We start from the raw sequence: 24,166 nt of genomic DNA, 5'->3' as shown, positions 1-24,166 counted from the left end.
CCACGGGTGGGATTCCGTGGTTTTCGCCTTGGGTGAGGACGGCAAACTTTCGGGTTTCATCGTACATATTCGGCGCTGGGGTGGGATTCTTGCGAGGGCCTCGCGGGATGCGGTTCGTGACAGAATTGCGGAGTGGTTATCGTCAGCGATCCCGGCGGGTGGTTGATTATCGGGTCGTGCGCCGGAGGTGGTCGAGGAGTTGGCGTGTTTCCTGGTCGGGTTCGGTGTTGATTTCGGCGAGTTTTCTTTCCAGGACCGCGTATGTGCGGTCCAGGGCGTCGTGTTCTCCCAAGCGTGCGTGCAGGCGCAAAACGTATTGCCAGAGTTGCTCGTTGTACGGGTCGGTTTTCACGGCGGTTTCGAGCATGCCCAGAGTGGCGCGGGGGTCGTGCGCGGCGGGGTGGTCGGCCAGCCAGCTCAACGCGCCGAGTGTGTCGCGGCGGGTGGCTTCGCGCAGCGGTTCGGCCCACAGGTGGGACAGGTCCGCGGCCAGCGGCGCAGTCGCGATCGCGGCGATCCGCGCGCACGCGGCGGCCTGGTCCGCCTCACCGTGGGCCGCGCGACGCTGCGTGACCGCCTCGCCGAATTCCCAGTAGTCCACCCACCTCACGGCGGGACCGAGGCGGTAGCGCGGCCGGTCGTCGGTGAACAGACCCGCGACCGGGCCTCCGGTGACGGTGACCAAGGTCGTGCGCAAGCGGCTGAGCGCATTGCCGAGGGCTTTGACCGGCCGGTGGGGAGGGTGCTGGCCCCACAGGGCCTCGATCAACTCCGGCTGCGTCAGGCCATCGGGATGCAGGGCCAGCACCGCCAACAACTCCCGGCTCCTGGGCTCGAGACGACGAGTGATCTCGGCTGCTTCGATGTCCGCGTCCGAGCTGGTACGCCACAGGATCCGGGTCGGCCCGAAGACCTGGATCTGCAACCCCGGCCCAGTACCGCCCGCGAGCGCGGTCTCCGCCAGCGGAACCGGACGCGACGCAGCGGGCTGCGGCGAAGCGGGCAGGTCGCGGTTCTGCGCGCTGGGTGCGGTCCCGGTGTCGGGGGGTGCAGGACGGGCGGGGTTCGGCGTCGAAGGCTCGGCGGTGCCGGGGGGCTCGCTCCCGCCAGCGGGGCCGGGGGGTGTGGGAGCGGCGGGCGGTATCCGGGGCCACGGTGGGGTGGGCGCGGGGGCGTGGGTACCAGGCCGGTCCCGCACAGGGCCCGGAGACGCCCCGCCCGGTCCCCTCCTGAGGTCAGCGGGGCGATCGATCCGGTAGACCGTGGGTCCGGTCACCGGGCGGCCCAGAGTGCCGACGCGGGGGCGCGGCGGGGTGTGGGGGTGCGGGGTGTTCGTCTGGGTGCTGGGTGGCCTCGCCGGGGGTGGGCGCAGTTGGGTGTCGATGGTGGCGGCTGTCGTGCGGGCCGCGGACAGGACTCGGTTGCGATCCCACGGGCGGGGCTTGTGTCGCAGGAGGGCGGTCGCGGATGGCCGGTGGTGGGGAACGGTGGCCAGGGCAGGGACTCGCAGGGCGTTGGCGTAGTCGCTGTCGGTGTCCGCGCCCAGCAGCAGGACTCCGGGGTGGCGGGTGCGGCCGACGAGTTCGCGGATCTGGTGACCGGCCGAGTCCGGGTCGGGGTGGTCGGCGTGGACCAGGACCAGGCAGGCGTCGGCGTGGGTGAGGATCGGTTCCAGGGCCGAGCCGGGCCCGGGGGCACCGCAGTCCACGAACACCGTGGCCCCCAACTCGTGCCAGGCCGCCAGTTCCTCGAGTTCGCGATCGTGGTGGCGGCCGGTCAACAGCATCGTCACCCACGCGTCGCGCTCGGTGTCGTAGCCCGGTGGCGAGGCCAGGAATCCGACCCCGTTGCGCAGGTATTGCACGTGTTCGATGACCTGTACCGGTTGCGCGCCGACATGTGCGGCCCAGGACATGCTCGCCAGCCCGCGATACGGGTCCGCGGCGGCCAGCTCGGCGAGCTGCCCGCCGACCAGGTCGGCCTCCACCAGCACAGCGGGCTCGGGGCCCGACCAGCTGTGCGCGAGCGCGACCGTGGTGGTGGTGACCCCGGTGCGGGGCGTGAGACCGGCGACGGCGATCAGCAGCGGACGCCGCGGTGCGGGGGTGGCGGGTGCGGGAGTGGGAGTCATTGCCGCAGAGCCGGTTTCGGATTCACCTCACGCCTGGTCACGTCCGGCCTCCGGTGTGTGGGCGGTGTCGGGGCGCGGTTGTTCGAGGTCGGTGCGCAGGGCGTGGTCGAGGGTGGTGGTGATGGTGTCGGCAGCGCGGCCCGGGTGGGTGCGGGGGAGCTCGTGTCCGGCACCGGCGACGATGTCGTAGTCGGCCCACAGCGCATCGGCCAGCCGCACCGCGTGCTGCGGGGGCACGAGGGTGTCGTGTTCTCCGGCCAGCACGGCGGAGGGAATGTGCCGTAGCGCCTGCGCGATTCCGGTGAAGAACCCGAAGCCCGCGTGGGCGGCCAGAACATCGATACTGACCCGCGGATCGACGCCGAGGCCCGGCACGAGGCCGGTGTGCCGGAGGCGGTAGCCCAGCACGGCCTCACCGGCCGCGGCGACCGGCGCGAGGGCTCGGTGTCGCCGGATCCGGATCAGGCGGTGGGGCCAGGTGCGTGCATAGCGTGGCAGCGCAGGAGGTTCGGCGGCGGCGTTGAGCAGCACGAGCCCGGCCAGGTCCGCGGCGCGGTCGCGGTGGACGGTGGCGTAGGCGTGCAGGAGCTGCGCGCCGGTCGAGTGCGTCACCAGCACCACCGACCCGGACGCGTGCTCCAGCACGCTGTGCAGGTCCTGGGCCAGGCGGCGCACAGTGGTGATCTGGTCCAGGTCCGGGCGATCCGAATCGCCGTGTCCACGCTGGTCGTAGGTGATCTGGGTGACCGCGCCGCACAGCAGCTCGTGCATGCGCGCGGTGAGCGGGGACCAGAACCCGCGCTCGCGCAGCAGCGGGTGGATGTACACCAGAGTCGCCGCCGAGGAGGGTCGCCCGACACGGGTGGCGGCCAGGTGTATTCCGTCGTCGGCGGCGATGTTCAGAGCGTGGTGGAAATCCGGCAGGCTCATCGGTGCGGGATCCTTCGATGTCGGGGCTCGGTCACCGGGCACGGGCCCGGTCGGGTCGAATGTGGTGGCGTGCTGGATGTTTCCGCTCGGCGGGGCGCACAGGTGCTCATCCCTGCTCTTGGACGTGGCTGATCAGCAAGCTGCCGTTGGGGCCGGAGATGGTGTTGATCACCTGCAAGTAGTCCACCCTCTTGCCGTCGGCGTGCAGTTCGACGAGGTGCACGGTCGCGGTGTTGGCGGTGACCGGGGTGATCGCGACGCAGTGCACGGTGCCCACCGGGATCGAGTCGATCCCGGCGGCCAGTGCCTGCTGCGTGATCCCGGACTCGGGAGCGACCACTCGCACGGCGGCCTCGGCGTTGCGCTGGGTGTAGTAGGCGTCCTCGAACGTGGCGATCACCCCGGGCACGGTGGACCGATCACCACCGCGGTCGGTGACCACCCGCCCGGACAAACCCGCACACGCGCCCGCAGCCGCGGATGCCGACGACGGCGTGGTCGAGCCCCCGGCCCCGGCGTGCGTGGCCGCAGGGCGCGGGCCCTGCGCACCGACCACCACGCCCACAGCCACCGCGACCACCGCAGCCAGCCCAGCCCAGCCGCGCAGCGACACCCGGCCCGGGAACCCTCGCCCTGGCCCGGGAGACGACGCCGGTTCACCCGGCGGGGTCGAGGGCGCGGGCACGAGCCAGGCACTGTCCGCCATGGGTTCGAGCGCATCGCCGATCCGCAGGGAGTCGGGGCCGCCGGGACGGTGGGGTGCCGGGGGAATGTCCACCGGGATGTACTCGTCGCTGTCGTCGGATGTGTTCTCGGGCAACCTCGTTCACCTCCCAAAGGTTGTGTTAATCGGTCGGTCCGCGCCCGCAGCACCGTCGGCGGTAGTCGGCGCGGGGGTCTCCGGGGTGCGGGTTCAGGGGTGTGTCGCGGGGGCGGGAGTGTCGGTTCCGGGGCCCGGATGTGGTGTGTGGGTGAGGTTTTCCGCGAGCCGGGCCAACACGTCGCGCACCGCGAGCGCGTGGGTTTCCGCGTGTCCGGCGTCGTACTCGCGCCAGGTCACGTTCGTGCCGCGTTGGCGGTGCGCGATCAACGTCCGTAACCCCGCGCGCACGGGCACGACACGATCGTTGTGGCCGTGATACAGGTGCAGCGGGGCCAGCGTGGCGGTGTGGGCGAGAACTTCGTAGGCCAGCACCTGCTGCCACACCGGGTCACACCACGGGTCCTCGCGGCGGCACCAGTGCGCCAGCGGCCCCCGCACCCGCTCGTACAACTCCGCGCTGGTGAGTGTTCCGGCTTCGACCGCGACCTGCTGTCCTTCCCGGGTCAGCACGCGCTCGAGCGCCAGATGCGGGTAGGCGCGCGACAACCCGACCAGCGCGGCCATCCCGAGCGCGGCGTGGATACCGTCGCTGGTCGCCGGGCCCAGCGCGGCCAGGTCCGACACGACCGCGCCCGCGCAGATCCCCCGCAGATCCAACTCGGGCGCGTACCGCTGATGCAACTCGCCCGCGGCGACGACGGCGCGGCCTCCATCGGCGTATCCCCACATGGTCACCGGCATCACCGGGACCTCGCTCTCGATGGTGTCCAGATCCGGGATACCTTGTGCGGCGCGAGCCAGATCCAACGCGATCTGCCCCGCCGCGCGTGAGGCGAGAAACGTGTGCGGCCCGGCATCGACGCCCAAACCCTCCCCGTCCGGGACCGCCACCACCCACCCCTGCTCCAGGGCTGCGGCGATCGCGGCGGTATCGGTCTCGGCTCCGGGTTCGTCACCCAACACCAGCTGCTGGGAGACCGAACGCCCACCCAAGCCACGAAACGGCGGGCAGAACACCAACAACCCGCACGAGCCCGACCCACCCGCATGGCCGGTCGTGGTATCGGTCTCCGGCAAGATCACGATGCCCGACACCGGGATCACCCCGCCCCGCGAATTCGTGCCGAGGTAGACGATCTGCCAGGCTCCCCCTGCCCTCGGCAGCAGCGGCACGAAACTCGGGCGGATCCGCAGCAGATCACCCGCCCGACGATCCCGCTCGATCGCCGGTGGACTGTAATAGATATCGGTCATGACAAGCCTCCACGAAGTAATCGAAATAGGTTGTGACGCAACAACATTGACAAATCACCCGGTGGCACCTGCCCTGCCCGGCGGAGGGGACGCCCGGGCAGGGCAGGGCATCTCAGGCTGGTCTGTTAGGGGTGGACGGTCCCGCCGGTGCCCGCAGGCGCGAGGGCCCGGAGCCCGGCTTCGGCGGCGAGGAAGTCCAGAACCTCACCGATGGCCTCGACGCGGGTGCGGAAGTGGTCGGCGTCGTATTCGCGCCAACTCACCTGCACCCCGCGAGCCCGGTAGTCCTCGGCCAGCGCGCGGCCCATCGACGCGGGCACGATCGCATCGCGGCTCCCGTGATACAGATGCACCCGCACCCCCGGAAGCCGGGTGTCGGCGCGCTCGTGGGCAAACACGTACTGCCACATCGGATCCTCGACGACGTCCCGGTCGCACCAGGTCGCCAACGCGTGCTGGTAACGCTCGCACAGCACCCCCACACTGGCCTGCTCGACCTCGGCCAGCAGGCTGCGCGCCGACGTCGCGAACACGTGCCGCAACGAGAGGTGCCGGTACGCCCGCGAGAGCCCCAGCACCGCGGCGAGCCCGAGCGCGGGCCAGGCCCCCTCGTCGAACACCCGCAGCATCCGGCGAAGATCGGTCACCACCGCACCCGCCGCCACGGCACACACATTCATCTCCGGCGCGTAATCACGTTGGAGTCCCCCCGCCGCGATCGCCGCACGACCGCCGTCCGCGCAACCCCAACACGCGACCGGCGCGTCGCTCGCGTGCAGGGCCGGGATCCGGGCCGCCGCACGCCCCAGATCCAACATGATCTGCCCGGCCGCGTGCCCGGCCAGAACCGTGTGCGGGCCCTGCCCGAGTACCCCCAGCCCCTCCCCGTCCGGGATCGCCACATGCCAGCCACGCGCCAACGCCGCGCCGATCTGTACCGTATCGGGTTCATTGCCCGCCGCGAGCCGCTGCGAGGGTGCGGGTCCACCGAGACCGTGGAACGAGGGGTAATAGACCAGCAGCGGTGCCTCGTCCGGGACCTCGGTGGCGATCACGGTCCCGGACACCGGAATCGGCGCGCCCAGAGTGTCCCGGGAGACGAACAACACCTGCCACGCCGGACCCGCACCAGCCACACCCGGCACCCGGACCGGACGCAACCGCAGGATCTCCCCGGGCCCACGCGACGACTCCACCGGCGGCGGAGTGTAGAACTCGGCATCCGATAATGCTGCGGCAGTATGCTTTTCGAGAATTTTCGTGTCGATCATGAGTGTCCTTCCAAATCATGCGCCACAGCCACCAGCCAGGCGGTCAACGCCGGGAACCGGCCCGTGGTGGCGTAGCTGTCGTGGCGTGCGGCGGTGTCAGCGAAGTGAATCCACACCGCCGGGGTGAGCAGGTCGGCGTCATCAGCGACCAGCTGGCCCCACGCACCGGCGAGTTGCCCGGCCAGCGCCGCCAGCAGGGCCGGGTGCGCGGTCACCGTCGCGGTGAGCTGAGCCCACCGCTGGCCCGCCGCGCGGACCTCCGCGGGCGTGGGGCTCGGGCGGCGCGGGTCCGCGGCCTCGATCAACCGCTGCGCGAGCCGCACCCTCGGTAGATAGTCGACAGTGGTCGGGGTTATGCGAAAGTCGTTGTCCAGCACGGTGGTCCACGCGCTTCCGAACGCCTGCGACAGGAGTTGTTGCAGGCTCGACAGCGCGGCAACAGGGTCGGTCAGGCGGGCCTGCGCGGCGAGTTCGGCACCGACCCGCAACAGCGCGGTGTGCTCGGGCGCCCCACACGCCAAATCTCCGTCAGCGCAGATGTCCACGGTCCGACCGGCCAGGGCACCATACCGCGCACCGTCGTCAGCCAGACCGCTCCCGGACACACCCGGGCCCGTGATCCGCACCCGCGAGACCGCCGCACCCCCGGTACCGGGAGCCGGGTCCGGCACCACCTGACCGGGACGACCCGGAAACAGCGGCGAACCCGGCGCGCGTTCAGGATCAGCGATCAACACGACCGCCGCGACCTTCGCGGCCGGGACCGGGCCTCGCCCGGCACCGATCTCCCGAGCAATCTGCGAAACAGCTTGCGCACCAGCGGAATACCCCGCCAGCGCCACCTCCGTCCCGGGGCACGCGGACACGACCTGCCCCAGGTCGCTGCGCACGGACGTGATCGCCGCGCGCACCGACACTGTGTACGAGGCGTCCGATCCGCCGGGCACGAGCCCGCCGAACCCGGCCGGGAACGCCACATAGGCTCGCTGGACCTGCGGGGCTGCGGCGAGTACCGGGCCCACCACCGCGCCCAGGACGCTGGTATCGGCGGTCGGACTCGCGGCCATCGAGGACTGCCCGGTGCCCTGGACCGACAGAACGTACAGCGGTGGGCAATGAGCCGGATCGATCGGGACCGTCGCCCCGGCCGGGCCCGGCACCACCGTCAAGCTCGCGCCGCAACCGATCAGCAGCGCCGCCACCGCCGCGCGCACCACCGAGGCCCTCACCGCTGATCCACTCCGACACCAGCACCGAACCCCGCGCCCACCGTGCCACCGACCACAGCCCCGACCAACGCCGCGGGTGCTCCGGCGATCACAGCCCCGGCCACCGCGCCCGCCGCCGCACCGATCGCGGTCCCCGCGACCCCCGAGGTCACCGTGCCCAGAACCGGCACCGCGACCACCGTGCCCACCGCCGCCCCAGCGATACCACCGAGCGTGCCACCGACCAGACCACCCACCACCGCACCAACCGCAGCGGCCGGAGCAGCGGTGATCGCCCCACCGATCGCGCCACCGATCCCGGCACCGGCCGCTGTGGCACCCGCGACCCGATCCGAACGGCCCGGCGGAATGCCGATCGAGTCCAGCGCTGTCGCCGCTTGCGCCTCGGCGGTCGCCGCGGTGCCGTTGATCGCGTCCTTGACCTGCCCCGGCAGCCACGGCGGCGCGGGAACTGCGAACTGACCCACACGGATCTCGTCCGGTGGCGGCGCGATCGGCGCGACCGCCGGTACAGCGCGAGGGGGATGCAGATCCGCCACCTGCACCGCCGGGACCGGATCCGGAGACGGCTCCGGACGAGGCGTCGGACCGTTGCGCACCGCGACCGGTTGCTCCGGGTACGCCGCCGGATCGGACGCCCGCAGTGGTGGCGGGGCCGGAGTACGAGTCCCTGGCTGGGTACCCGCCGTTACCCCAGGCTGCCCAGCAATCGGTCCAGCACCCATCCCGGACGCGAGACCCGGGGCCGCCAACGCGATGACGACCGGCACCACACCCACCGCCAGCACCCGCGCCAACAAAGCCCGCCTCTGGCGATCGGTCAAACGCTCCGAAATAGGTGCTTGCAAACCTTCCCGATATTTTTTCCTCGACAATCGAGGAGAAGAAAATCTTGAGTCGGACATGCCGAATAAGCCCTTTCACGCAAGGTGGAATAAATTCGGAACAGCGCACTCGCAACGCGCGCCGTAACGGTGCTCCCGGCCGCGATATGCGCAGCCAGGAGCCACCGCAGATAAAAGGACGGCCTACAAGTGAGGCAGGTATGGAGCGATCGCCGACAAGGCGTCGGACGCCAGATTGACCACATTGACCGCGATCGACGATCCGATGTTGATCAACCATAAAATTGTCAGAGGATCCACGATAAATTATTCCCTTCGTGAGTGACCAGAAGATCCGACCTCTCCATCAAACTCACGAAACAGGCTGCCGCGCCAGAGGTTCGAGGGGGGTAATTTACCCCCCTTCTCGAATTCTCGGCCCCCATCCGCCGTCTGCCAGCATCGACACCAGAAAAGTAGCCAGCATCATTTCCGCAACTTTCCCCTACCGAACCAGGAACGGTGACTCACATCACAGATATGCGAGCGGGGATCAAGGTCCGGCTATTTGTCGGCTACGAAAAGTAACGCCCGGGATGGTATTGCTTTCAACGATCCGAGTCTGATACCTATTGAAGTGTCTCGGGGGAGATCAACCTTCCATCATATCTGCCTGGCGATCCTGGGCGGAAGACCTGAATTCAGGGGGTTTGACCATGAACACCGAACACGGTGGGGCCCACCCCAAGCCCGATACCGTGATACACCTGGCCAACTGGACGCGCGCGATCCGCGAGCACAAAGACCTGACCCGCCGCAAAGCCGAGAAAACCACCAGTGTCAGCTGGCATTACCTCAAAGACATCGAAAACAACCAGGTCATCCCCGGGCCCGATGTCCTGGAGAGCCTCATCGCCGGATACCAGCTCGACCGCGCACAGGCCCGCCTGACCCGGGACCTGCGCCGACCACCCACGCCCCTGCCATCGGTGCGCGAGCTGCGCAGACGCATCGCCACACCCGCCCGCCTACGACTCCTGACCCAGCTCGACCCCGCCCACATCGCCCTGGCCTACCTCGACCCGCTCTGGAACATCCTCACCGCCAACGCCACCTTCTTCGCACTCTTCCCCGGCGCCGGAGCCGCCGCGACCGAGAACCTCGCACGCTGGTCGCTACCCCCCGACCCCGACCCCTCGCCGGCCGAGTCCGTACTGATCCACCCCCGTGACGAAACACGCTGGCTCGTGGGCACCCTGCGCAGCGCGTTCGCCCGCTACCGCGACAACCCCGAGGTGACCGACCTGTACCAGCAGCTCTCACGCAACAAAGTCTTCAACCACCACTGGCACCGCGATATCCACGTCGCCCACGGCCGCCGCGAAGACCAGTACCTACACGTCCGCGACCCGACCACCCGCAAGCCCTACACCCTGGCCGTCCAACTGACCGAAATCACCGACGCGCCCGAAATTCGTGGATTCCTCGCCTGGCCACAAGCCGACGACCCCGGGTAACACCTCACCACCACGAGGCCACACCCTCCACGGTGGCACCGACTCCACACCCCGGAGCCACACCGCCACAACCTCCCACCGCCACAACACCACAGCGGCACGGCGAATCCGGCGAGCACCCCTGCGCTCGCCGGATTCCCCTCATCGCCACAACTGCGGTTCCGCCTTTGTCCCGGAGCCTCTAGGACTCAGTTCGACCGCGTTGTCGCCTCATCGCTGTAACCGTGCGCGATCTCCTCGATGAGGCTCCGAGATACCTTCTGCGCCAATGCTGTTCGACGCAACTCCGCAAACACCCCTAGATAACCGTCGACGTCATCACCGTCCTGTTCGATATCCCAGAGCATGTTCTGCGAGTGCACGATCGGCGGCTCGGGCACGCCCTCCACCAGGGCGTCGAACTCCAGCATCGAGACATCACCCAAATGCCATCCGAGGTGAGTCCCGGTACCGGATCCGATCACCTGGACCGACACGTTCTTGTCCGCACCACGCCCTACCAGCCCTGTCAGTTGGGCGGCCATCATCTCGGGTCCGCCCATCGGGTTCCGCAGCGCGGCCTCCAGGATGTATCCGCGGAGGCGAATACCGTTGTCGCGGAGCCTGTCCCGGCGTTGGGTGAGCAACTCGACCCGCCGGTCGAGATCGATGTCCGATTCCTGCGGGTCCCAGACGCGCAGCACGGCGCGGTGGTAGTCCGGGGTCCGCAGTAGTTCCGGCACCGCCGTCGCACCGCACACGCTGACCACCCGTGCGGACTCCTCGAGCCCGAGCAGGTCGATCTCCTGTTCGGGCAGCAGATCACTGTAGGGGTCCCACCAGTGCCGCCGAATCTTCTTATACTGCCGGACCATCCGGACCAATGTGAGGATCGGTTCGCGGTCGTCATCGACCTCGAACCGATCCAGCAGCACGGTGATGTGGATGGTTCCCAGCAGCGTGATCCGGCCCGATTCCATCCGCCGAATAACCTCCGGGGACACCTCCGCTACCCGCGCGGCCTCGGAAACCGGCACTCCAGCCGCCTGCCGCAACGCACACATCCTGCGCCCCAGACTCCACCGCGCCACATGCGCCGACCGCGCGCTCCCCGGCTGTGGTGCCTGGTCGTGATGATCGACAGGTCCACCGCCGGTAGACGCTCGAGTCCTCCTCACGGCTGCGCCTGTGAGTCGCTGCTGGTGCTCATGCAGTCGTAGCCGTGGGCGATCTCACGCAGTAATTCGCGAGAGTCACTCTTGGACAACGCCGTTCGCGGCAACTCGGCCACGGCGTCCCGGTAATGGGCGAGGTCGTCCTCACGATCCAGGCGCAGCGCCCAGGGACCGCTGTCGAGGAACACCTCCGGAGGTTCGGGCTGACCGCCGACCAGAGCCCCGAATTCCAACAGGGCGAAGCTCGTGAGGTGGAGCCCGATATTGTGACCGGCGTGCTGGTCGATCAGCTGGACCGAGATCCTGGGTGATCTGGTCTCTGCCAGTTCCAGCAGTTGGTCACGCATCATCGCCGCGTCCCCGATCACGTGCCGTACCGCTGATTCGAGCATATAGAAATGCGCTCGCGCGCCATTGGTGCGCAGACGTCGTGCCCGTACCAACCGGACCCGCCGCTCGATCTCGTCCGGCGAGTCCTGAGGGTGCAGGGCCTGCTCGACCACACGGCGGTACTCCGTGGTCTGGAGCAGCGTCGGAACCAGCGTCGCCCCGAACGCCGTCATCGAGATCGCATGCTGCTCCAGCGCCATCCGAGACCGATCATCCGCCGACATCAAATCGCCGAACAAGCCCTGCCAGTCCGTATTCTGGACCACGGCCGCACGTCCCCGCCGTAGCAACGCCAGCGCTTCCTCGCGCTCAGCCATCCCCGCCCCGTACAGGTCGCACAACGTGGTGAGGTGTAGCTCCGACATCCGCGTGGACATCCCGTCCTCCAGACGGCCGATCGTCTGCGACGACAAGAACACCCCTCGCGCCGCCGCGGACTGGGTCATCTCCGCCGCCTCCCGCTGCGCGCGCAGACGACGCCCCAACGCCCGCAGGTGCACATCCACCATCTTTCAACCTTTCTCAAATACTCGTCAGGACGCAGTAGGTTCAGCAATCCCGGGCTGTTGCAGGAGTCGCGACGAGGGTGCGGACCGCCGCGGATGGTGTGGTGATGAGCTCGCGGTCACCGATCCCCGAGCCCGGGACCAGATCCTGGCGGGCGTGGTGCGCGCTGGTCGCGTGCTGTGTTGCCTCGGCGTGCGCGACCGCCGCCGCAGCGAACAGCACCGCCAGGACGGCCAGGACGACCGGCACGACCACAACGGTCCAGCCACGCGCCGAGGCCCACCACCACCACCGAAACGAGATCTCCAGATCTCGCCCGTCCTGTCCCCTTCGCGCCGACGCTTCTGTCTTGGTTGTCATTCCGCCCTCTCTTTGTTTGTGAACTGGGTTCAGACCTTGCAGCCGATCGCGCCCCACAGCGACACCTGCTTGTCTCGGAGCGGTGGGTCCTCGACGCGCTCGTTGCGCCAGCGGTGGACCACCTCCACACCCGGCTCCAGCAGCTCCAGGCCCTCGAAGAACCACCCCACCTCGGCGCGGGTACGCGGAGTCACCGCAATCCCTCTGCTGGTGTAGACGTCCACGGCGCGGCCCATCCCGTCCGGATCGTCCGGGCCACAGTCGAAATCCGTTGTCACATGCGACAACGCGAGATACGAGCCCGGAGCCAACGGGGCCATCAAGGTCCGGACGATCTCGTGGACATCGCCGGGCACGAAGTGCAGCAGCGCCATCAGCGACACCGCCACCGGCTGGCTCAGATCCAACGTCGAGGTCAGTTCGGGGGCGGTCAGAATCGCGGCCGGATCACTGACATCGGCCTGGACATACGCGGTGCTGTGTCCTCGTCCTCTGGGGCCTGGCACACCCACCAGCAGCGCCCGCGCGTGGGCCAGCACCAGCGGATCGTTGTCGACATACACCACCCGCGCCTCGGGCGCGACCTCCTGCGCGACCTGATGCAGATTGGGCACGGCCGGAATACCGGTCCCGACATCCAGGAACTGCCGCACACCCTGTTCGGCGGCCAGATAACGAGTCGCGCGCTCCATGAAATCGCGGTTGGCGCGCGCGGCGATCCGGACCGCCGGAAAGTCCTCCTCCACCCACGCAGCGGCCTCGCGGTCCGCGGCGTAGTTGTCCTTGCCGCCGAGGAAATAGTTGTACATCCGGGCGGGATGCGGCACATCGGTGCGCAAATCGATCGAGCCGTCGGACACGGCGAACTCCTTCACGAGGGGGATTGGGGATCGGGTGACGGCACTTCGGGCCGGTTTCAGCCGACCAGGCCCAGAGCGTCGTCGAACGGTGTTTCCTCAGTCCTCGAGGAGGATTTTCATCACCCAATCCATGAATGCCTCGTGATCGGCCCCGGTGGACACCTCGACCTCGATCCCCTCAGGATCTCGATAGGCCCGCGCGTCCGCTTCCACCCGGATCCGCTCGCCGACGAACCGCACGAACCCCAAGTCCAACCCAGCGGACAAGGTGAGCGGGTCGTGCAACCAACTCCCGACACCGCTGCTCTGGTCCGCCGCGGTGGATCTGTACGCGGCCCACTCCTCGAACCCGTCAACCAACAACCGCGCCCAGCCCGGGGCGTCCGGGGCCGCGAGCCTGCGCATCAAGTCGTGCTCACGAGTGATACGAATAGCCGCCGCCTCGGTGTGATCGGACAGGACAAGCCGAGGCGTGTCCAGCAGCCGCACCGCAGCCCCGGCCGCCCGAGGATCCATCCGAGGATTGTGGCTGGCACGGCTGGTATCGCGATACCTGTCCAACCAGAACCCCATCTGCGTCAAGCGAATACGCCCAGCCAGATCAGGTCGAGCCTGCGCAAAAGCCGCGACATTCGACAGCGGGCCCTGACCGACCCATCGCAGCTCACTACTGGACAACGCCAGATCCGTAAGGGCCTCGATCATCTCCGGGTCGTGCTCACACGGGCGAGTAGCCAAACCCATACTCGAACGGCGACGACCACGGCCCCCACCGATCTCGAGCCCACGAATCACCGGCACATCAGTGCGGTCGTGCCGCCGCAACTGTTCACTCACCCCACGGGCACGGTGGTCACCGGACTCGTCGGCGGTCAGCACCACGAAGCGATCGATCGTGCGCGCGGCCAACGCGACCGAGATCGCGTCATCGATATCATCGCCCCAATCCGTACAGATCACATACATCGGCTGAAGATCCGAATCCATTTGCTTCCCTTCATCTTTCATACTTCACGAACAACAAACACCCCGTGTCCCCAGAACGCGCCGACCCCACCGGGGACTGATCGAAACAAGTTGTGCTGGTAATGAATCCGAGATGCTCAACAGGCAGGAGGTCCTCGTGCCGGACCGCCCACCCCATCGACCCGACCGCCAGCAGTAAGACACTGTGGGATGCCGCATGCCCTCGACGGTGAGCCAGCACGTTGACTTACGCCGCCGCCGAGACCGCCGCCGCTGTCCCTACGGATTGGCTTGCCCCTCAGCCTTTATGGCTGAGGGGCCTTTTCGCATGTGTGGGCTACGCCGAGCGCGTGAACTCGCCACGGCGCACACCGTCTTCGAACGCATCCCATTCGCCCGGCGTGAAGATCAGCGCCGGACCGCTCGGGACACTGGAGTGGCGGATCGCGATGGTGCCGTCCTGGAGCTCGCCTACCTCCACGCAGTTGCCGCTCGGCGTACTGGCCAAGGCTTTGCGGAACGCGACCGTCGTGCGGAGTTCCGAGGCGTCGGGGGCGAAGGCTTGCATACATTTCTCCTATCGGTTGGACGGCTCCAGCCGTCATTGATCACCGGGCCCGATCGGGCCCGGTAGTCCAGTGAGTGCCTATCTGGCGGTATCGGCGCGTCCGCGGAGCACGCCGAGGAGGGCGGGGAGGAGTCGGCCCCAGTCTTCGGCGGTCGCAGCACGGGGGCGCTCCGCCCTCGGATGCGGGGCGAGGCCCGACGCACCAGGGATCCGCTTCGGCAGAGGACGCCCCGGCACCTGCTCGGCATCGACGTTCAGGCGCTCGTAGCCCTCGCGGGTATGGACAGCCTCAGGGGTCATGGTGATGACGTCGACGAGCCGTGTCACGTCGGCGAGGTGGTGAATGTGGTTCTCACTCAGGGTGATTACCGCGTCGGGGTGCCATTTGGTCAGCATCATCCACAGCTCGCGGATCGCATCGGTGTCCACAACCGCGAGCACCACATAGCCGAGGCGGTCAGCACGGCGGAGCAACTGCCGTTCGGCGAACTCGAGCCCTGCGCCGCACAGAGACGGCCGAACGGCGATGATCGCGGTGCACACATGTGCGTCGGTCATGTTGTCCGGCCGCTGTCCGGTGTCACGCGCCGTTCCTCGACGAGCACGCGGAACGCCGCGGCTTTGCGCGGGCAGTCCGCGGCGAGGTGATCGCGGTGCAACTGCATCTCGCGGTGCGCCTGGCCGATGCTGAGCCTCGTTGTCGGCGCGGCGCATCGCCCGAGCGGCCGCTGCGGTCCGACCACCACGCTCGGTAGTGGTCGTTCATCACGCGCGATCAGGCCGCCCTGAAACCAGAGCACCGTCATCATGGTCAGTACGAAAAGCGTGAGCGCACCGGCGATCACCCAGCCCGTTGCCTCGGTGCTCATTCCGAGGCTCCCGCACGGAGATGGATGCGCTGCAAAATCCGTTCGCCGGTCAACGTGATCAGCTGTGCGCGTTCGCGAATGAGTGTCTCGATACCCTCGACATGCGCAAGATTCGGGACGATCAGATCGGTCGCCCGGGTGCGACCGAGTGCCGCCGCGATGGTAGCCCACGGGCCCGCGACGCTCGGATCGATGACGACAGTGGTGACGTCGACCGCGCGGCCGAGGCGTGCGCCGAGCTCGGCCATTTCGTTCTCGACGCGTTCGCGGTCCGCTGTGGGGATCAAGTCCGACCGTATGCAACGTATCGCGGGCCGGGATGAGGGAGTGATGTGTTCCATCGGAGGCGTCCTCCTGATGCTGGTCGGATGTGTCCAAACCACCTTGTGATGCAACCAAGGCATATGTGGACTATGCCACTTAATTATGAAGTGGCATAGTCCACATGACCGATTGTGGAAAATTTCCTGAAAATCCTGCGGATCTGACTAGAGAGTTACAGGGAATTCCTGACGGAAGGCAAATCGTTCCGGCGGATAGATGCCTTCGTCGAATTCGACCGGAACGTCGTTGCTGTCACACGCGACAAGCCAGTACACCAGCACCGCCGAGTTCTCCGGCAGGTGTAGCGCGGCAACTTCCTCGGCGGTTCCCAAACGAGCACAGACCTGGTCACGCGCATAGGTGGGCCGGATGTCGGTATAGCGGGCGAGGTAGCCGAGCGTGCCACCGCCGACGCGACTGGTGACGAGTAGTTTCGGAGCCAGGTCTGCGAGCGCAGCTGGAAACCAACTCGTCGAAAACTCGACCGGCCCGGTCGGATTGCTGATGATCCGCTGACGACGAACGACTCGACTTCCAGCGGGCAGGTTCAACGCGTCGGTTACGTACGCCGGGCCGTCCACGATGCCGACGAACGGAAACGTGCAGTCCTCGCTGTCGCTGTACATACTGCCGAGCTCGACGGCGCGTTCGAGTCGCTCGCGTGCGCGCGGTGCCGCATTCGCAGAACGGACGAAAGTGCCCGCGCCCTGCCGGGCCTCGACCAGTCGTTCGCGACGCAGCACCTCAAGGGCACGACTCGCGGTTGGTCGGGCGACACTGTACAACTCGGCGAGACGACGCTCGGAAGGAACTTCGTCACCGGGCTGAAGGTCACCGCGGATGATCTGATCGCGTAGGAAACCAGCAATCTGCAAGTACTTCGCGGGTACCTCTTTGATCTCGGACACCCGGACACCTCCTGAACTACCATAGGCCAGTAGCCACTATAGGATCACGGAACAGGTAGTCGTTGATGCGCTCGATAGCTATTGCCGCAGGAGGCGGCGGTGACGCGGTCTCAGCGGCCATGCTCGCCTCTGCCCGTCCGGATCTGGGGATTGCGGCAATTATGTCGTATTCCTGGGATCGGTTCATGATCGACCCGTCTCCTGGCCCGCGTGTCCGTGGCGACTTCGACGGGCTGATCGACCGCGGCGGTGTCGCGGAAATCCCGCCGACCGCGACACTACATATCGGGCAGTCGACGCTACCGAGGCTCGCCGGGGCGATCGAGCAGCCGCTGTTGCTCGTTGAGGCCGATGAGGGTGCGGTCGGGCTTTCGGCGCTGATCGCCCGTGCCGCAACAGCATTCGATGCCGACGGGATCATCGTGGTCGACGTCGGAGGCGACATCCTCGCCGAGGGCCACGAGGTGAGTCTGCGCAGTCCTTTGGCCGATTCGCTCGCGCTTGCTGCGGCGGTGCGCACCGGGATCGACACTCGCGTCGTGGTCGCTGGGATCGGTATGGACGGCGAGCTGCCTGCGGCCGAGGCCGCAGAACGACTCGACAAGCTGAATGCCCAGCAACTTCCCGACCTCACCCCGCAGGAGGCAGCGCCGTTCGAAGATATCTGGGCGTGGCACCCGAGCGAGGCGAATGCGTTGCTCGCCGCAGCGGCGTCCGGGTGGCGTGGCACGGTCGAGTGTCAGCGCAACGCCGCGGTCGCGCTCACCGACGCGTCGCCCGCCGTGTTCGAGGTCGGTGCGCACGAACTCGTCGACGCATCGCTAGCCGCAGTGCTTGCGGACACAACGAGCCTGGACGAGGCTGAGCAGCTGCTACGCGACCGGCGTGCTGGTCGCAGCGAGCTCGACATCGAGCGACAGCGCGCGGCCGGTGACCGTGCCAAGGTCCGGATGCCCGGCCGAGACACGCTCGCCGTGATCGACGAGTACACCGTCGACGCGCGCGAACGAGGCGTAACCGCGCTCACCGTCCGGCGGGTGGCCGAACTGGTCTCGGCGATTGCACCGGAGGCTACCGACGCACTGCGCTCACTACTCACTGAACAACGCCCGCACAACTTCCGGCCGCCGCTGTACCAGGTGAGGCACCCCTGAGCGCTGCTCGGATCTTGGCCAAGCCATCTTGAGACGATGTTCCCGGCCTTGTATCGGACTTCATGTCGATGCTGCCGTCTCTATGCACGTGGTCGCCCGTGGGCATCGCGCGTGGGAACGCCGCGCTGGCGGAGTTTGGCCAGCACAGTGGTGGAATCAACACCCAGATGTCGACCGACACGAGCGAGGGACCAGCCGAGGTTGTACAGATGGATCGCGTCATCGGTCTGCTCGGTGGACAACCCCCGACGGCGCATCGGCACCTCGTGCCGATGCAAGATCTCGCTGACCGTCTGCCGCGCGATGCCATACCGGGTACCCAACTGGTAGACCGTCTCGCCGCTCTTGTATCCTGCGATGAGTGCTTGAACCTGATTGAGATCTAGTTGGCGGGCGCGGCCTGGCTTAGGGCGAACGACAGGCGGTGAAACGGGTGCGGATGGGTCGGGAAGCTTCCGATGCAGGTTTTCCAACGCGTCTACCTGCATCTTCGTGTTGTAGTAAGGTCCCCTAAGGTCCACCAGTGTAGAAGCCCGTAGGTTCACCGACCTACGGGCTTTTCCGTTTCGCGGTTCAGTCGACCGTAATCGTTGTGACGCTCGGGGAATGTGGCATATCGGTATCGATTCCGACCTCGACTCGGCCGGGACCGGTGTGGGCGGCGAATTCGCCGCGTTTCGGGGTGGGCATGCCGAAGAAATCGGGGATTTCGGCGGGGGCGGTGAGATTCACCGTTTGGGATCCGGTCGCGCCGGTCGTGAGATTGCGCCAGTGCACGGTCGGTGTGACCGCGCACCACGGCGCTTGAATGCCGAGGAATTTCAGGCTGCCCAACACCGTGAAGGTGACTTTTCCGCGTTCGGACGGCAGGTTGTGCCATACCCGCGCATTGCCCCACACCTCACCGGCGCAACCGAATCCGCGTACGGCCGTGGAGGATTGCGGCAGTGGGGTATCGGTGTAGCCGATCGGTGCGGCTCCGGCGGTGGCGGTTACCGCGGCCAGTGCGGTCAGGGCCAGTGCGCCGCTCGTGAACACCGCGCGAAATCTTTTGTGAAACATATGTTCGCCAGACCTCTTTCCGATGGATAGCCAGTGTTCGATCGACCGAAAGATACCCCGCGCCCCGCGCTCCCGGCTCGATCTCGCCTGAGGTCCCGTTCCGGGATGGCTCAGAACCACCCGGAACGCCGCAGAAATTGTTCGAACGAGGTCAGGCCGGGATATTCCGCGCGTAATGCGGGCAGATCGGCGTGGAACCCGTCCTCGTCGAACCAGCGCAGCATGCGCAGATGATCCGCGTCGAGCGGCGATCCCGTTGCGGCACGCACATTTTCGCTGAACCGGTCGAGCGGGATCCGCTGGTAGCGCACCGGTCGGCCGAGCACTTTCCCGAAGACGTCCGCCACCTCGGCCATGGTCGACTCGTCGCCGGCCAACTCGGTGATCCGGCCGATCCAGTGCCGAGGTTCCCGGAACGCCTTCCCGACGAACACCGCCAGATCCTCGAACGCGAGCTGTTGCAGCACCGTATCCGGCGCCAACGGCCACGGCAGCACCCCCGCCCGGACATCCGCACGCACCTGGCCCCAGTTCCGCATGGAGAACACCGGCCGGAAGATCGTGTACCGCAGACCGAGGTCCACGATGTGCCGCTCGATATCGAATTTGCTGTCGTGGAAACCGATTCCGACTCCGCAATCGGCCCCGCCCACCGAGCTGTAGACGAAATGTTCCACCCCGGCACGCGCGGCGGCCGCGGCCATCGCCCGGCCGTTGCGCCGCTCGACCTCGGTGCCCTCCTCGTGGAAACTCTGCACCGAGAACACGCCGTACACACCGTCCACGGCCCGCATCAATGAGTCGGGATCGGCGAAGTCGCCCCGCACGACCTCCGCCCCGGCTGCGGCGAGTTCCCGCGCGGCCGGTGCCTGCGGCATGACCAGCACTGACGGGAAACCGGACTCCGCCGACATTCCGTTCCCCGCGCTGCTGGATCAGGTCAAGAGCATCACGCTCACGACGCTGCATCGACGTCTGGCGCAGGATGGCTTCGCGGGCATCGCCTTCCGGCACGGTCACGCACTGCGCTTCATCGATGAGTCCGGCGCCCGCGTCACCGACCTGTCCGCGCGCGCCGGGGTCACCAAACAGGCCATCGGCGACCTGGTCACCGAACTCGAACAGCTCGGCTACGCGAACGCGCCCCCGACCAGCAGGACCGCCGCGCCAAAACGATCCGCCTCACCCCGCGCGGCATCGCGGCGCAGTCCGCGGGCCGTCGCATCCTCGCCGATATCGACGCCGAATGGCGAGCCCACCTCGGCGACGGACCCCTGGACATCCTCCGCGAAACCCTGCGACACATCGTCCGCCTCGGCCCCCTCTGAGGCCCGCGTAAGCCGTTGACTCCCTCCACGATGCCGCGCTCTGTAGCGCATCCGACGACGGTCCGGTAGCGTCGGAGAGCGTCACGGTCCGGTGGTGACGAGTAGGAATCGAGGCCGAAATGTCTACTGTGCCACAGCTTCCCGATTGGGCGGACGATGACATCGATCCTCGGGTGCCGAGTATCGCGCGGATCTACGATCATCTGCTGGGTGGGTCGCACAACTTCGCAGTCGATCGGGAGTGGGCGGATGATCTGGAGCGGCGGTGGCCGGGGATCACGCAGGCGACGTGGGCGAATCGCGCTTTTCTGCGGCGGGTGGTCGGATACTGCGTGCGGGCGGGGATCACTCAGTTCCTGGATATCGGGTCCGGTATTCCGACCGCGGGCAATATCCACGAGATCCTGACCGAGTTGGGGGTGAACGGGCAGGTCGTGTACGTGGACAACGATCCGGTCGCCTTCCTGATGGGACGCCGGATCCTGGCCGATATCCCGTGGGCGACGGCGATCCGCGGCGACTTCCGTGAGTTGGACACGCTGGTGCGGTCACCCGAGGTCACGCAGCATATCGACTTCACGAAACCTGTTGCGGTACTGGTACTTTCGATCCTGCACGTGGTCGGCGACGAGATGGATCCGCACGGCGTGCTCGGCCGCCTGGGAGCGGTTCTGACCCCGGGCAGCCGGCTGGCGATCTCGCATTTCACCAATGAGGGCTGGTCCGCCGAACGCCTCGAGGAACTGCTCGAGCTCACCCGTTCGACCACCACACCGGGGCGACCGCGGTCGGCGGCCGAGATCACCGCACTGTTCGACGGATTCGAACTGGTGGAGCCGGGCGTGGTGCAGGTTCCGCTGTGGCGGCCGGATGCGGATACGCCGCAGGAAGCCGGGTATCTGGACTGGCTCGGTGGCGTCGGGGTCAAGCGCTGACCTCGTCCGAGCCTCGAACTACCGTCGACGACACCCGAGATCGCCCGCGCGGGTGACTACCCGCAGGCGACACTCGTGTTGTTGTAACCGCGCACCGGCATCCGCAGCCGCGTCACGGCGTCCTCGTACAGCCCGTACTTGATCTCCCCCAGCACCGGCCCGCGAGTGTGCGCCACGTTCTTGGCGTATTCGACTGCGGCGGAAAGCACTTCGTGTTCCGCGGCGGTCTCGTCGATCAGCCCCAGCGTCAACGCCTCCGCGCCGCCGTACCGACGCCCGCTGACCAGCGCCTCATGCGCCGCGCGCGGAGCCAACCGGGCCGCGGCCAACGCCACGGTGCCGGGCGCATACGAGGCGCCGATGGTGATCCCGGGCAGGCAGAAATACCCGCGATCCACCCGCATCACCGCGCGATCGTGCGCCAGGGCCAGGAACGCACCCGCCCCGAAAGTATGCCCCTGGAGCGCGGCGACCGTCGGCAACGGTGCGACGAGCAACCGCGCGAACAGCAGCTGGATTTCGCTGAGGTACTCGTCGACCTCGTCGGGATGCGCGCCGACCCACCGCAGATCGGCCCCGGTCGAGTAGTACTTGCCCGCCCCGATCGTCACCAGCGCCCGCGGTCCGTCATGGGCCTCGACCTCGTCGAGCAGGGTGTGCACCCGCGCGATCCATTCGGGATGGAATCTGTTCTCCGGATCGCTGCCAGCAGTGTGCTGAGACTCGCCGAAGTGCAGGATTGCAACGTCTCCTTCGTGTTCCAGATATGGCACCTCGGTGACGCTACATGGTTGCTGAAACCGCTTCGGGGATTTCCGGGCAGATCAGTTCGTGCCACCCATCCACCCGGCCGCATCGAGCCGGAACGCGGTCGGCGCCGCGACCGCACGCAGATCGTTCTCCAACGCCCGCATCCGATCCTCCCCCAGCACCGCACTCCAACCGCCGCGGATCCGATCGAAGATGGCGGCCGAGCGGGCCAGCGCGTCGAGCCCGCGCGGCGTCAACCGGACGATCCGGCGGCGCGCGTCGGCGGGATCGTCGGCCCGTTCGGCGTACCCGGCCGCGACGAGCCGATCGACCGCCCCGGAGGAATCCCGCCCGGCCATGCGGCAGACCGCCGCCGCGTTCGGCGAACTGCCCGACGCCGTCGCCAAACTCGCCACCTCCCCCGAACTGCTGAACGGCTTCCTGGCCATGTCGCACAGCTTCGAGAACTGCACCCTCGATCCGATATCGGTCGAGGTCGTCACCATGGTCGTCGCGACCCACAACGACTGCCACGTCTGCGTCCGCGTCCACACCGCCCGACTCCGCCGACTCCACGCGGACCCCACCCTGATCACCGCCCTGCGATCGCGAAACCCCCTGCCCGACAACCGACTAGAGGCCCTGCGCACCTTCACCCTCGCCGCCCTGGCCACCACCGGCAACGTCGACGACCACACCCTCACCACCTTCCTGGCCCACGGCTACACCGAACGCAACGCCCTGGAAGTAGTTCTGGGCATCGGCACCTACACCATGTCCACCTTCGCCAACCGCCTGATCCGCGCGATCTGAACACCGCGACGAGATCGCCCCGAACAACCCGCGAAACGACGAAACCCCCGACCGAATTCGATCGAGGGTTCCGAATGAGTGTGGGCCTAGGAGGACTTGAACCTCCGACCTCTTCGTTATCAGCGAAGCGCTCTAACCGCCTGAGCTATAGGCCCGTAGGGGCTGGGGTTGTTGCCCCGAACCGAGAGCAAAGATTACCCGAACAGGGTAGGAACAACCAAAACCGCTGGTAGGGAGGGCGTGGAGACGAGAACGGCCGGACCTGCGGGATGCGGGTCCGGCCGTGGGGCGTGCGGGTCTAGTCGGGGTCGGCCAGGGTGACCTGGATGCCGCCGACCAGGTCGGTGCACTGGTTGTAGATGAAGACGCCGACCGTGGACAGGGCCGTCATCAGTACGACGTTGATCAGGCCGATGACCGCGGCGTAGCCGAAGACCGTACCGGCGTCGATCAGGGCCGAGGAGTTCGAGTTGCTGTCGGACACCATATCGGTGAACGTGCTGTTCAACCGGTCCCAGACACCCATGCCGGACAGCACGATGTACAGGAAGCCCACCGCCAGCATCCACACGAAGAACATCGCCACGCTGATCACCAGCGAGACCTTCAACGTCGACCACGGATCGATGTGCCGCAACTGCACGGTCGCGCGCAACGGCTGACCCGTAGCCGCGGCCTGGACCACGGCCTGCGGGACAGCGGGCGATACGGGCTGCTGCACCGCGGTGTGCTCCGAGGGCGGCAGCGGATGACGCAGCTCGGACAGGTCCGGCATGTCCTTCACCAACTCGGGGCGAGCGATGCTGCGGGTGGGCCCGTCGATACCGACGGACTTCACCATCGCCGCCTCCTTACGCGCGGCCTTCGCCGCCAGATCCGCGGTGGTCCGCGCGTTACCCGAACCGCCCAGACCGACCGACTGCGGCCGCCCCTTCACCGGGGCCTGGCCCGGACGGTTCAGGTTCGACTGCGGTTCCCGCTGCGGCAACTGCGACCAACCCTCCTCGAACCGGGAGCCGGAACCGGCCTCGGTCGCGGAGCCCGACTCCTCCTGACTCGCGAAATCGGCTGACTGATCGGCACTTTCGGGCGTACTGCCCGACGCGCCGTCAGTGGACGCCGGCCGCGGAATGGGACGCGGCGGAATGGGTGATGATGCTATCCGCTCGGTCACACCGTTGGCGTGGGGCCGCTCGTCGTTCGGCTGGTTCGGAGTGGTCAATGGGGATTCCTTAGATC

The 24,166-nt window shown here is 67.5% G+C and carries 28 protein-coding genes and 1 tRNA gene; 5 read left to right on the top strand and 24 right to left on the bottom strand.

What is annotated here, in order from left to right; translation table 11 throughout:
• Window positions 1-166: 166 nt before the first annotated feature.
• From NRB20_RS30220 to NRB20_RS30190, 7 genes are all read right to left on the bottom strand, one after another.
• Window positions 167-2,131, bottom strand: coding sequence for a BTAD domain-containing putative transcriptional regulator (locus tag NRB20_RS30220; protein ID WP_153414810.1), 1,965 nt, complete (start codon window positions 2,129-2,131; stop codon window positions 167-169).
• A 27-nt stretch (window positions 2,132-2,158) separates the two neighbouring features.
• Window positions 2,159-3,061, bottom strand: coding sequence for an alpha/beta fold hydrolase (locus NRB20_RS30215; RefSeq protein ID WP_153414809.1), 903 nt, complete (start codon window positions 3,059-3,061; stop codon window positions 2,159-2,161).
• A gap of 106 nt (window positions 3,062-3,167) precedes the next feature.
• Window positions 3,168-3,881, bottom strand: coding sequence for a hypothetical protein (locus NRB20_RS30210; RefSeq protein WP_153414808.1), 714 nt, complete (start codon window positions 3,879-3,881; stop codon window positions 3,168-3,170).
• A 93-nt stretch (window positions 3,882-3,974) separates the two neighbouring features.
• The gene (locus tag NRB20_RS30205; protein WP_153414807.1) at window positions 3,975-5,138 is read right to left on the bottom strand and encodes a lipase family protein; all 1,164 of its coding nucleotides are present in this window, start codon (window positions 5,136-5,138) and stop codon (window positions 3,975-3,977) included.
• Between the two features lie 125 nt (window positions 5,139-5,263).
• Window positions 5,264-6,409: a lipase family protein gene (locus NRB20_RS30200; protein ID WP_153414806.1), complete on the bottom strand. Its 1,146-nt coding sequence runs from the start codon at window positions 6,407-6,409 to the stop codon at window positions 5,264-5,266.
• Entirely contained in the window at window positions 6,406-7,638 is a 1,233-nt protein-coding gene (locus tag NRB20_RS30195; protein WP_319945587.1) for a cutinase family protein, read from the bottom strand. Before NRB20_RS30195 ends, NRB20_RS30200 begins: the two co-directional genes overlap by 4 nt.
• On the bottom strand, window positions 7,635-8,105 hold the full coding sequence (locus NRB20_RS30190) for a hypothetical protein (protein WP_153414805.1): 471 nt from the start codon (window positions 8,103-8,105) through the stop codon (window positions 7,635-7,637). The genes NRB20_RS30195 and NRB20_RS30190 overlap by 4 nt, the downstream gene beginning before the upstream one ends.
• Before the next feature lie 1,073 nt (window positions 8,106-9,178).
• On the opposite strand from NRB20_RS30190, the gene NRB20_RS30185 reads away from it, so the two are divergent.
• Window positions 9,179-9,979 carry an MmyB family transcriptional regulator gene (locus tag NRB20_RS30185; RefSeq protein ID WP_153414804.1) on the top strand — a complete coding sequence of 267 codons (801 nt, stop codon included), beginning with the start codon at window positions 9,179-9,181 and terminating at the stop codon, window positions 9,977-9,979.
• 188 nt (window positions 9,980-10,167) lie between these two features.
• Here the strand turns inward: NRB20_RS30185 and NRB20_RS30180 are convergent, their stop codons facing one another.
• The 10 genes from NRB20_RS30180 to NRB20_RS30135 all read right to left on the bottom strand — a co-directional run bounded on the left by NRB20_RS30180 (window position 10,168) and on the right by NRB20_RS30135 (window position 16,885).
• A complete protein-coding gene (locus NRB20_RS30180) occupies window positions 10,168-11,022 on the bottom strand; it encodes a helix-turn-helix domain-containing protein (protein ID WP_406603895.1) in 855 nt (284 codons plus the stop codon).
• 110 nt (window positions 11,023-11,132) lie between these two features.
• Window positions 11,133-12,032, bottom strand: coding sequence for a helix-turn-helix domain-containing protein (locus NRB20_RS30175; protein ID WP_153414802.1), 900 nt, complete (start codon window positions 12,030-12,032; stop codon window positions 11,133-11,135).
• A gap of 40 nt (window positions 12,033-12,072) precedes the next feature.
• Window positions 12,073-12,390 (bottom strand): hypothetical protein, encoded by a 318-nt coding sequence (locus tag NRB20_RS30170; RefSeq protein ID WP_153414801.1) that lies wholly within the window; start codon window positions 12,388-12,390, stop codon window positions 12,073-12,075.
• A 29-nt stretch (window positions 12,391-12,419) separates the two neighbouring features.
• Entirely contained in the window at window positions 12,420-13,250 is an 831-nt protein-coding gene (locus NRB20_RS30165; protein WP_319945586.1) for an SAM-dependent methyltransferase, read from the bottom strand.
• Between the two features lie 96 nt (window positions 13,251-13,346).
• Window positions 13,347-14,237, bottom strand: coding sequence for a nucleoside hydrolase (locus tag NRB20_RS30160; RefSeq protein ID WP_194290056.1), 891 nt, complete (start codon window positions 14,235-14,237; stop codon window positions 13,347-13,349).
• Window positions 14,238-14,553: 316 nt separating this feature from the next.
• Window positions 14,554-14,784 (bottom strand): DUF397 domain-containing protein, encoded by a 231-nt coding sequence (locus NRB20_RS30155; protein ID WP_153414799.1) that lies wholly within the window; start codon window positions 14,782-14,784, stop codon window positions 14,554-14,556.
• A gap of 78 nt (window positions 14,785-14,862) precedes the next feature.
• Entirely contained in the window at window positions 14,863-15,342 is a 480-nt protein-coding gene (locus NRB20_RS30150) for a hypothetical protein (protein ID WP_153414798.1), read from the bottom strand.
• Complete coding sequence (locus NRB20_RS30145; RefSeq protein ID WP_153414797.1) at window positions 15,339-15,653, bottom strand: hypothetical protein; 315 nt, start codon at window positions 15,651-15,653, stop codon at window positions 15,339-15,341. Before NRB20_RS30145 ends, NRB20_RS30150 begins: the two co-directional genes overlap by 4 nt.
• A complete protein-coding gene (locus tag NRB20_RS30140; RefSeq protein WP_153414796.1) occupies window positions 15,650-15,940 on the bottom strand; it encodes a hypothetical protein in 291 nt (96 codons plus the stop codon). Before NRB20_RS30140 ends, NRB20_RS30145 begins: the two co-directional genes overlap by 4 nt.
• A gap of 201 nt (window positions 15,941-16,141) precedes the next feature.
• A complete protein-coding gene (locus NRB20_RS30135) occupies window positions 16,142-16,885 on the bottom strand; it encodes a GntR family transcriptional regulator (protein ID WP_153414795.1) in 744 nt (247 codons plus the stop codon).
• A gap of 65 nt (window positions 16,886-16,950) precedes the next feature.
• Here NRB20_RS30135 and NRB20_RS30130 point away from each other — a divergent pair, with 65 nt between their 5' ends.
• Window positions 16,951-18,039, top strand: coding sequence for a DUF1152 domain-containing protein (locus tag NRB20_RS30130; protein WP_153414794.1), 1,089 nt, complete (start codon window positions 16,951-16,953; stop codon window positions 18,037-18,039).
• Window positions 18,040-18,119: 80 nt separating this feature from the next.
• Here NRB20_RS30130 and NRB20_RS30125 read toward each other — a convergent pair whose 3' ends face one another.
• From NRB20_RS30125 to NRB20_RS30115, 3 genes are all read right to left on the bottom strand, one after another.
• Window positions 18,120-18,527 carry a helix-turn-helix domain-containing protein gene (locus tag NRB20_RS30125; protein ID WP_153414793.1) on the bottom strand — a complete coding sequence of 136 codons (408 nt, stop codon included), beginning with the start codon at window positions 18,525-18,527 and terminating at the stop codon, window positions 18,120-18,122.
• 85 nt (window positions 18,528-18,612) lie between these two features.
• Window positions 18,613-19,077 (bottom strand): hypothetical protein, encoded by a 465-nt coding sequence (locus NRB20_RS30120; RefSeq protein WP_153414792.1) that lies wholly within the window; start codon window positions 19,075-19,077, stop codon window positions 18,613-18,615.
• Window positions 19,078-19,211: 134 nt separating this feature from the next.
• Entirely contained in the window at window positions 19,212-19,979 is a 768-nt protein-coding gene (locus tag NRB20_RS30115; RefSeq protein ID WP_194290055.1) for an NmrA family NAD(P)-binding protein, read from the bottom strand.
• Here NRB20_RS30115 and NRB20_RS30110 point away from each other — a divergent pair.
• Together NRB20_RS30110 and NRB20_RS30105 are read left to right on the top strand one after the other, a co-directional pair.
• Window positions 19,978-20,448 carry a MarR family transcriptional regulator gene (locus NRB20_RS30110; protein ID WP_153414790.1) on the top strand — a complete coding sequence of 157 codons (471 nt, stop codon included), beginning with the start codon at window positions 19,978-19,980 and terminating at the stop codon, window positions 20,446-20,448. The two genes, NRB20_RS30115 and NRB20_RS30110, sit on opposite strands and share 2 nt — an antisense overlap.
• 100 nt (window positions 20,449-20,548) lie before the next feature.
• On the top strand, window positions 20,549-21,364 hold the full coding sequence (locus NRB20_RS30105) for an SAM-dependent methyltransferase (RefSeq protein WP_153414789.1): 816 nt from the start codon (window positions 20,549-20,551) through the stop codon (window positions 21,362-21,364).
• Between the two features lie 56 nt (window positions 21,365-21,420).
• On the opposite strand, the gene NRB20_RS30100 is transcribed toward NRB20_RS30105, so the two are convergent.
• On the bottom strand, window positions 21,421-22,137 hold the full coding sequence (locus tag NRB20_RS30100) for an enoyl-CoA hydratase/isomerase family protein (RefSeq protein ID WP_319945585.1): 717 nt from the start codon (window positions 22,135-22,137) through the stop codon (window positions 21,421-21,423).
• Between the two features lie 51 nt (window positions 22,138-22,188).
• Complete coding sequence (locus tag NRB20_RS38560) at window positions 22,189-22,473, bottom strand: MarR family winged helix-turn-helix transcriptional regulator (RefSeq protein ID WP_227834009.1); 285 nt, start codon at window positions 22,471-22,473, stop codon at window positions 22,189-22,191.
• Between NRB20_RS38560 and NRB20_RS30090 the strand changes: the two genes are divergently transcribed.
• Window positions 22,472-22,927: a carboxymuconolactone decarboxylase family protein gene (locus tag NRB20_RS30090; RefSeq protein ID WP_153414787.1), complete on the top strand. Its 456-nt coding sequence runs from the start codon at window positions 22,472-22,474 to the stop codon at window positions 22,925-22,927. The genes NRB20_RS38560 and NRB20_RS30090 overlap by 2 nt on opposite strands.
• Window positions 22,928-23,008: 81 nt before the next feature.
• Here NRB20_RS30090 and NRB20_RS30085 read toward each other — a convergent pair.
• A tRNA-Ile gene (locus tag NRB20_RS30085) sits at window positions 23,009-23,082 on the bottom strand.
• 143 nt (window positions 23,083-23,225) lie between these two features.
• Window positions 23,226-24,149, bottom strand: coding sequence for a DUF3566 domain-containing protein (locus NRB20_RS30080; RefSeq protein WP_153414786.1), 924 nt, complete (start codon window positions 24,147-24,149; stop codon window positions 23,226-23,228).
• Window positions 24,150-24,166: the final 17 nt, after the last annotated feature.

Source organism: Nocardia macrotermitis, assembly GCF_009604405.1.
GTDB lineage: Bacteria > Actinomycetota > Actinomycetes > Mycobacteriales > Mycobacteriaceae > Nocardia > Nocardia macrotermitis.
The sequence above is the reverse complement of the archived record's forward strand: the minus strand, read 5'-3'. Positions and strand labels throughout refer to the sequence as shown.

What these genes read in the sequence shown, in the direction of transcription:
- NRB20_RS30220 (WP_153414810.1), bottom strand. Translation starts at nt 2,131, where the DNA reads ATGACTCCCACTCCCGCACCCGCCACCCCCGCACCGCGGCGTCCGCTG.
- NRB20_RS30215 (WP_153414809.1), bottom strand. Translation starts at nt 3,061, where the DNA reads ATGAGCCTGCCGGATTTCCACCACGCTCTGAACATCGCCGCCGACGAC.
- NRB20_RS30205 (WP_153414807.1), bottom strand. Translation starts at nt 5,138, where the DNA reads ATGACCGATATCTATTACAGTCCACCGGCGATCGAGCGGGATCGTCGG.
- NRB20_RS30200 (WP_153414806.1), bottom strand. Translation starts at nt 6,409, where the DNA reads ATGATCGACACGAAAATTCTCGAAAAGCATACTGCCGCAGCATTATCG.
- NRB20_RS30185 (WP_153414804.1), top strand. Translation starts at nt 9,179, where the DNA reads ATGAACACCGAACACGGTGGGGCCCACCCCAAGCCCGATACCGTGATA.
- NRB20_RS30180 (WP_406603895.1), bottom strand. Translation starts at nt 11,022, where the DNA reads ATGTGTGCGTTGCGGCAGGCGGCTGGAGTGCCGGTTTCCGAGGCCGCG.
- NRB20_RS30175 (WP_153414802.1), bottom strand. Translation starts at nt 12,032, where the DNA reads ATGGTGGATGTGCACCTGCGGGCGTTGGGGCGTCGTCTGCGCGCGCAG.
- NRB20_RS30170 (WP_153414801.1), bottom strand. Translation starts at nt 12,390, where the DNA reads ATGACAACCAAGACAGAAGCGTCGGCGCGAAGGGGACAGGACGGGCGA.
- NRB20_RS30160 (WP_194290056.1), bottom strand. Translation starts at nt 14,237, where the DNA reads ATGGATTCGGATCTTCAGCCGATGTATGTGATCTGTACGGATTGGGGC.
- NRB20_RS30155 (WP_153414799.1), bottom strand. Translation starts at nt 14,784, where the DNA reads ATGCAAGCCTTCGCCCCCGACGCCTCGGAACTCCGCACGACGGTCGCG.
- NRB20_RS30150 (WP_153414798.1), bottom strand. Translation starts at nt 15,342, where the DNA reads ATGACCGACGCACATGTGTGCACCGCGATCATCGCCGTTCGGCCGTCT.
- NRB20_RS30145 (WP_153414797.1), bottom strand. Translation starts at nt 15,653, where the DNA reads ATGAGCACCGAGGCAACGGGCTGGGTGATCGCCGGTGCGCTCACGCTT.
- NRB20_RS30130 (WP_153414794.1), top strand. Translation starts at nt 16,951, where the DNA reads ATGCGCTCGATAGCTATTGCCGCAGGAGGCGGCGGTGACGCGGTCTCA.
- NRB20_RS30125 (WP_153414793.1), bottom strand. Translation starts at nt 18,527, where the DNA reads ATGCAGGTAGACGCGTTGGAAAACCTGCATCGGAAGCTTCCCGACCCA.
- NRB20_RS30110 (WP_153414790.1), top strand. Translation starts at nt 19,978, where the DNA reads ATGACCAGCACTGACGGGAAACCGGACTCCGCCGACATTCCGTTCCCC.
- NRB20_RS30115 (WP_194290055.1), bottom strand. Translation starts at nt 19,979, where the DNA reads ATGCCGCAGGCACCGGCCGCGCGGGAACTCGCCGCAGCCGGGGCGGAG.
- NRB20_RS30105 (WP_153414789.1), top strand. Translation starts at nt 20,549, where the DNA reads ATGTCTACTGTGCCACAGCTTCCCGATTGGGCGGACGATGACATCGAT.
- NRB20_RS30090 (WP_153414787.1), top strand. Translation starts at nt 22,472, where the DNA reads ATGCGGCAGACCGCCGCCGCGTTCGGCGAACTGCCCGACGCCGTCGCC.
- NRB20_RS38560 (WP_227834009.1), bottom strand. Translation starts at nt 22,473, where the DNA reads ATGGCCGGGCGGGATTCCTCCGGGGCGGTCGATCGGCTCGTCGCGGCC.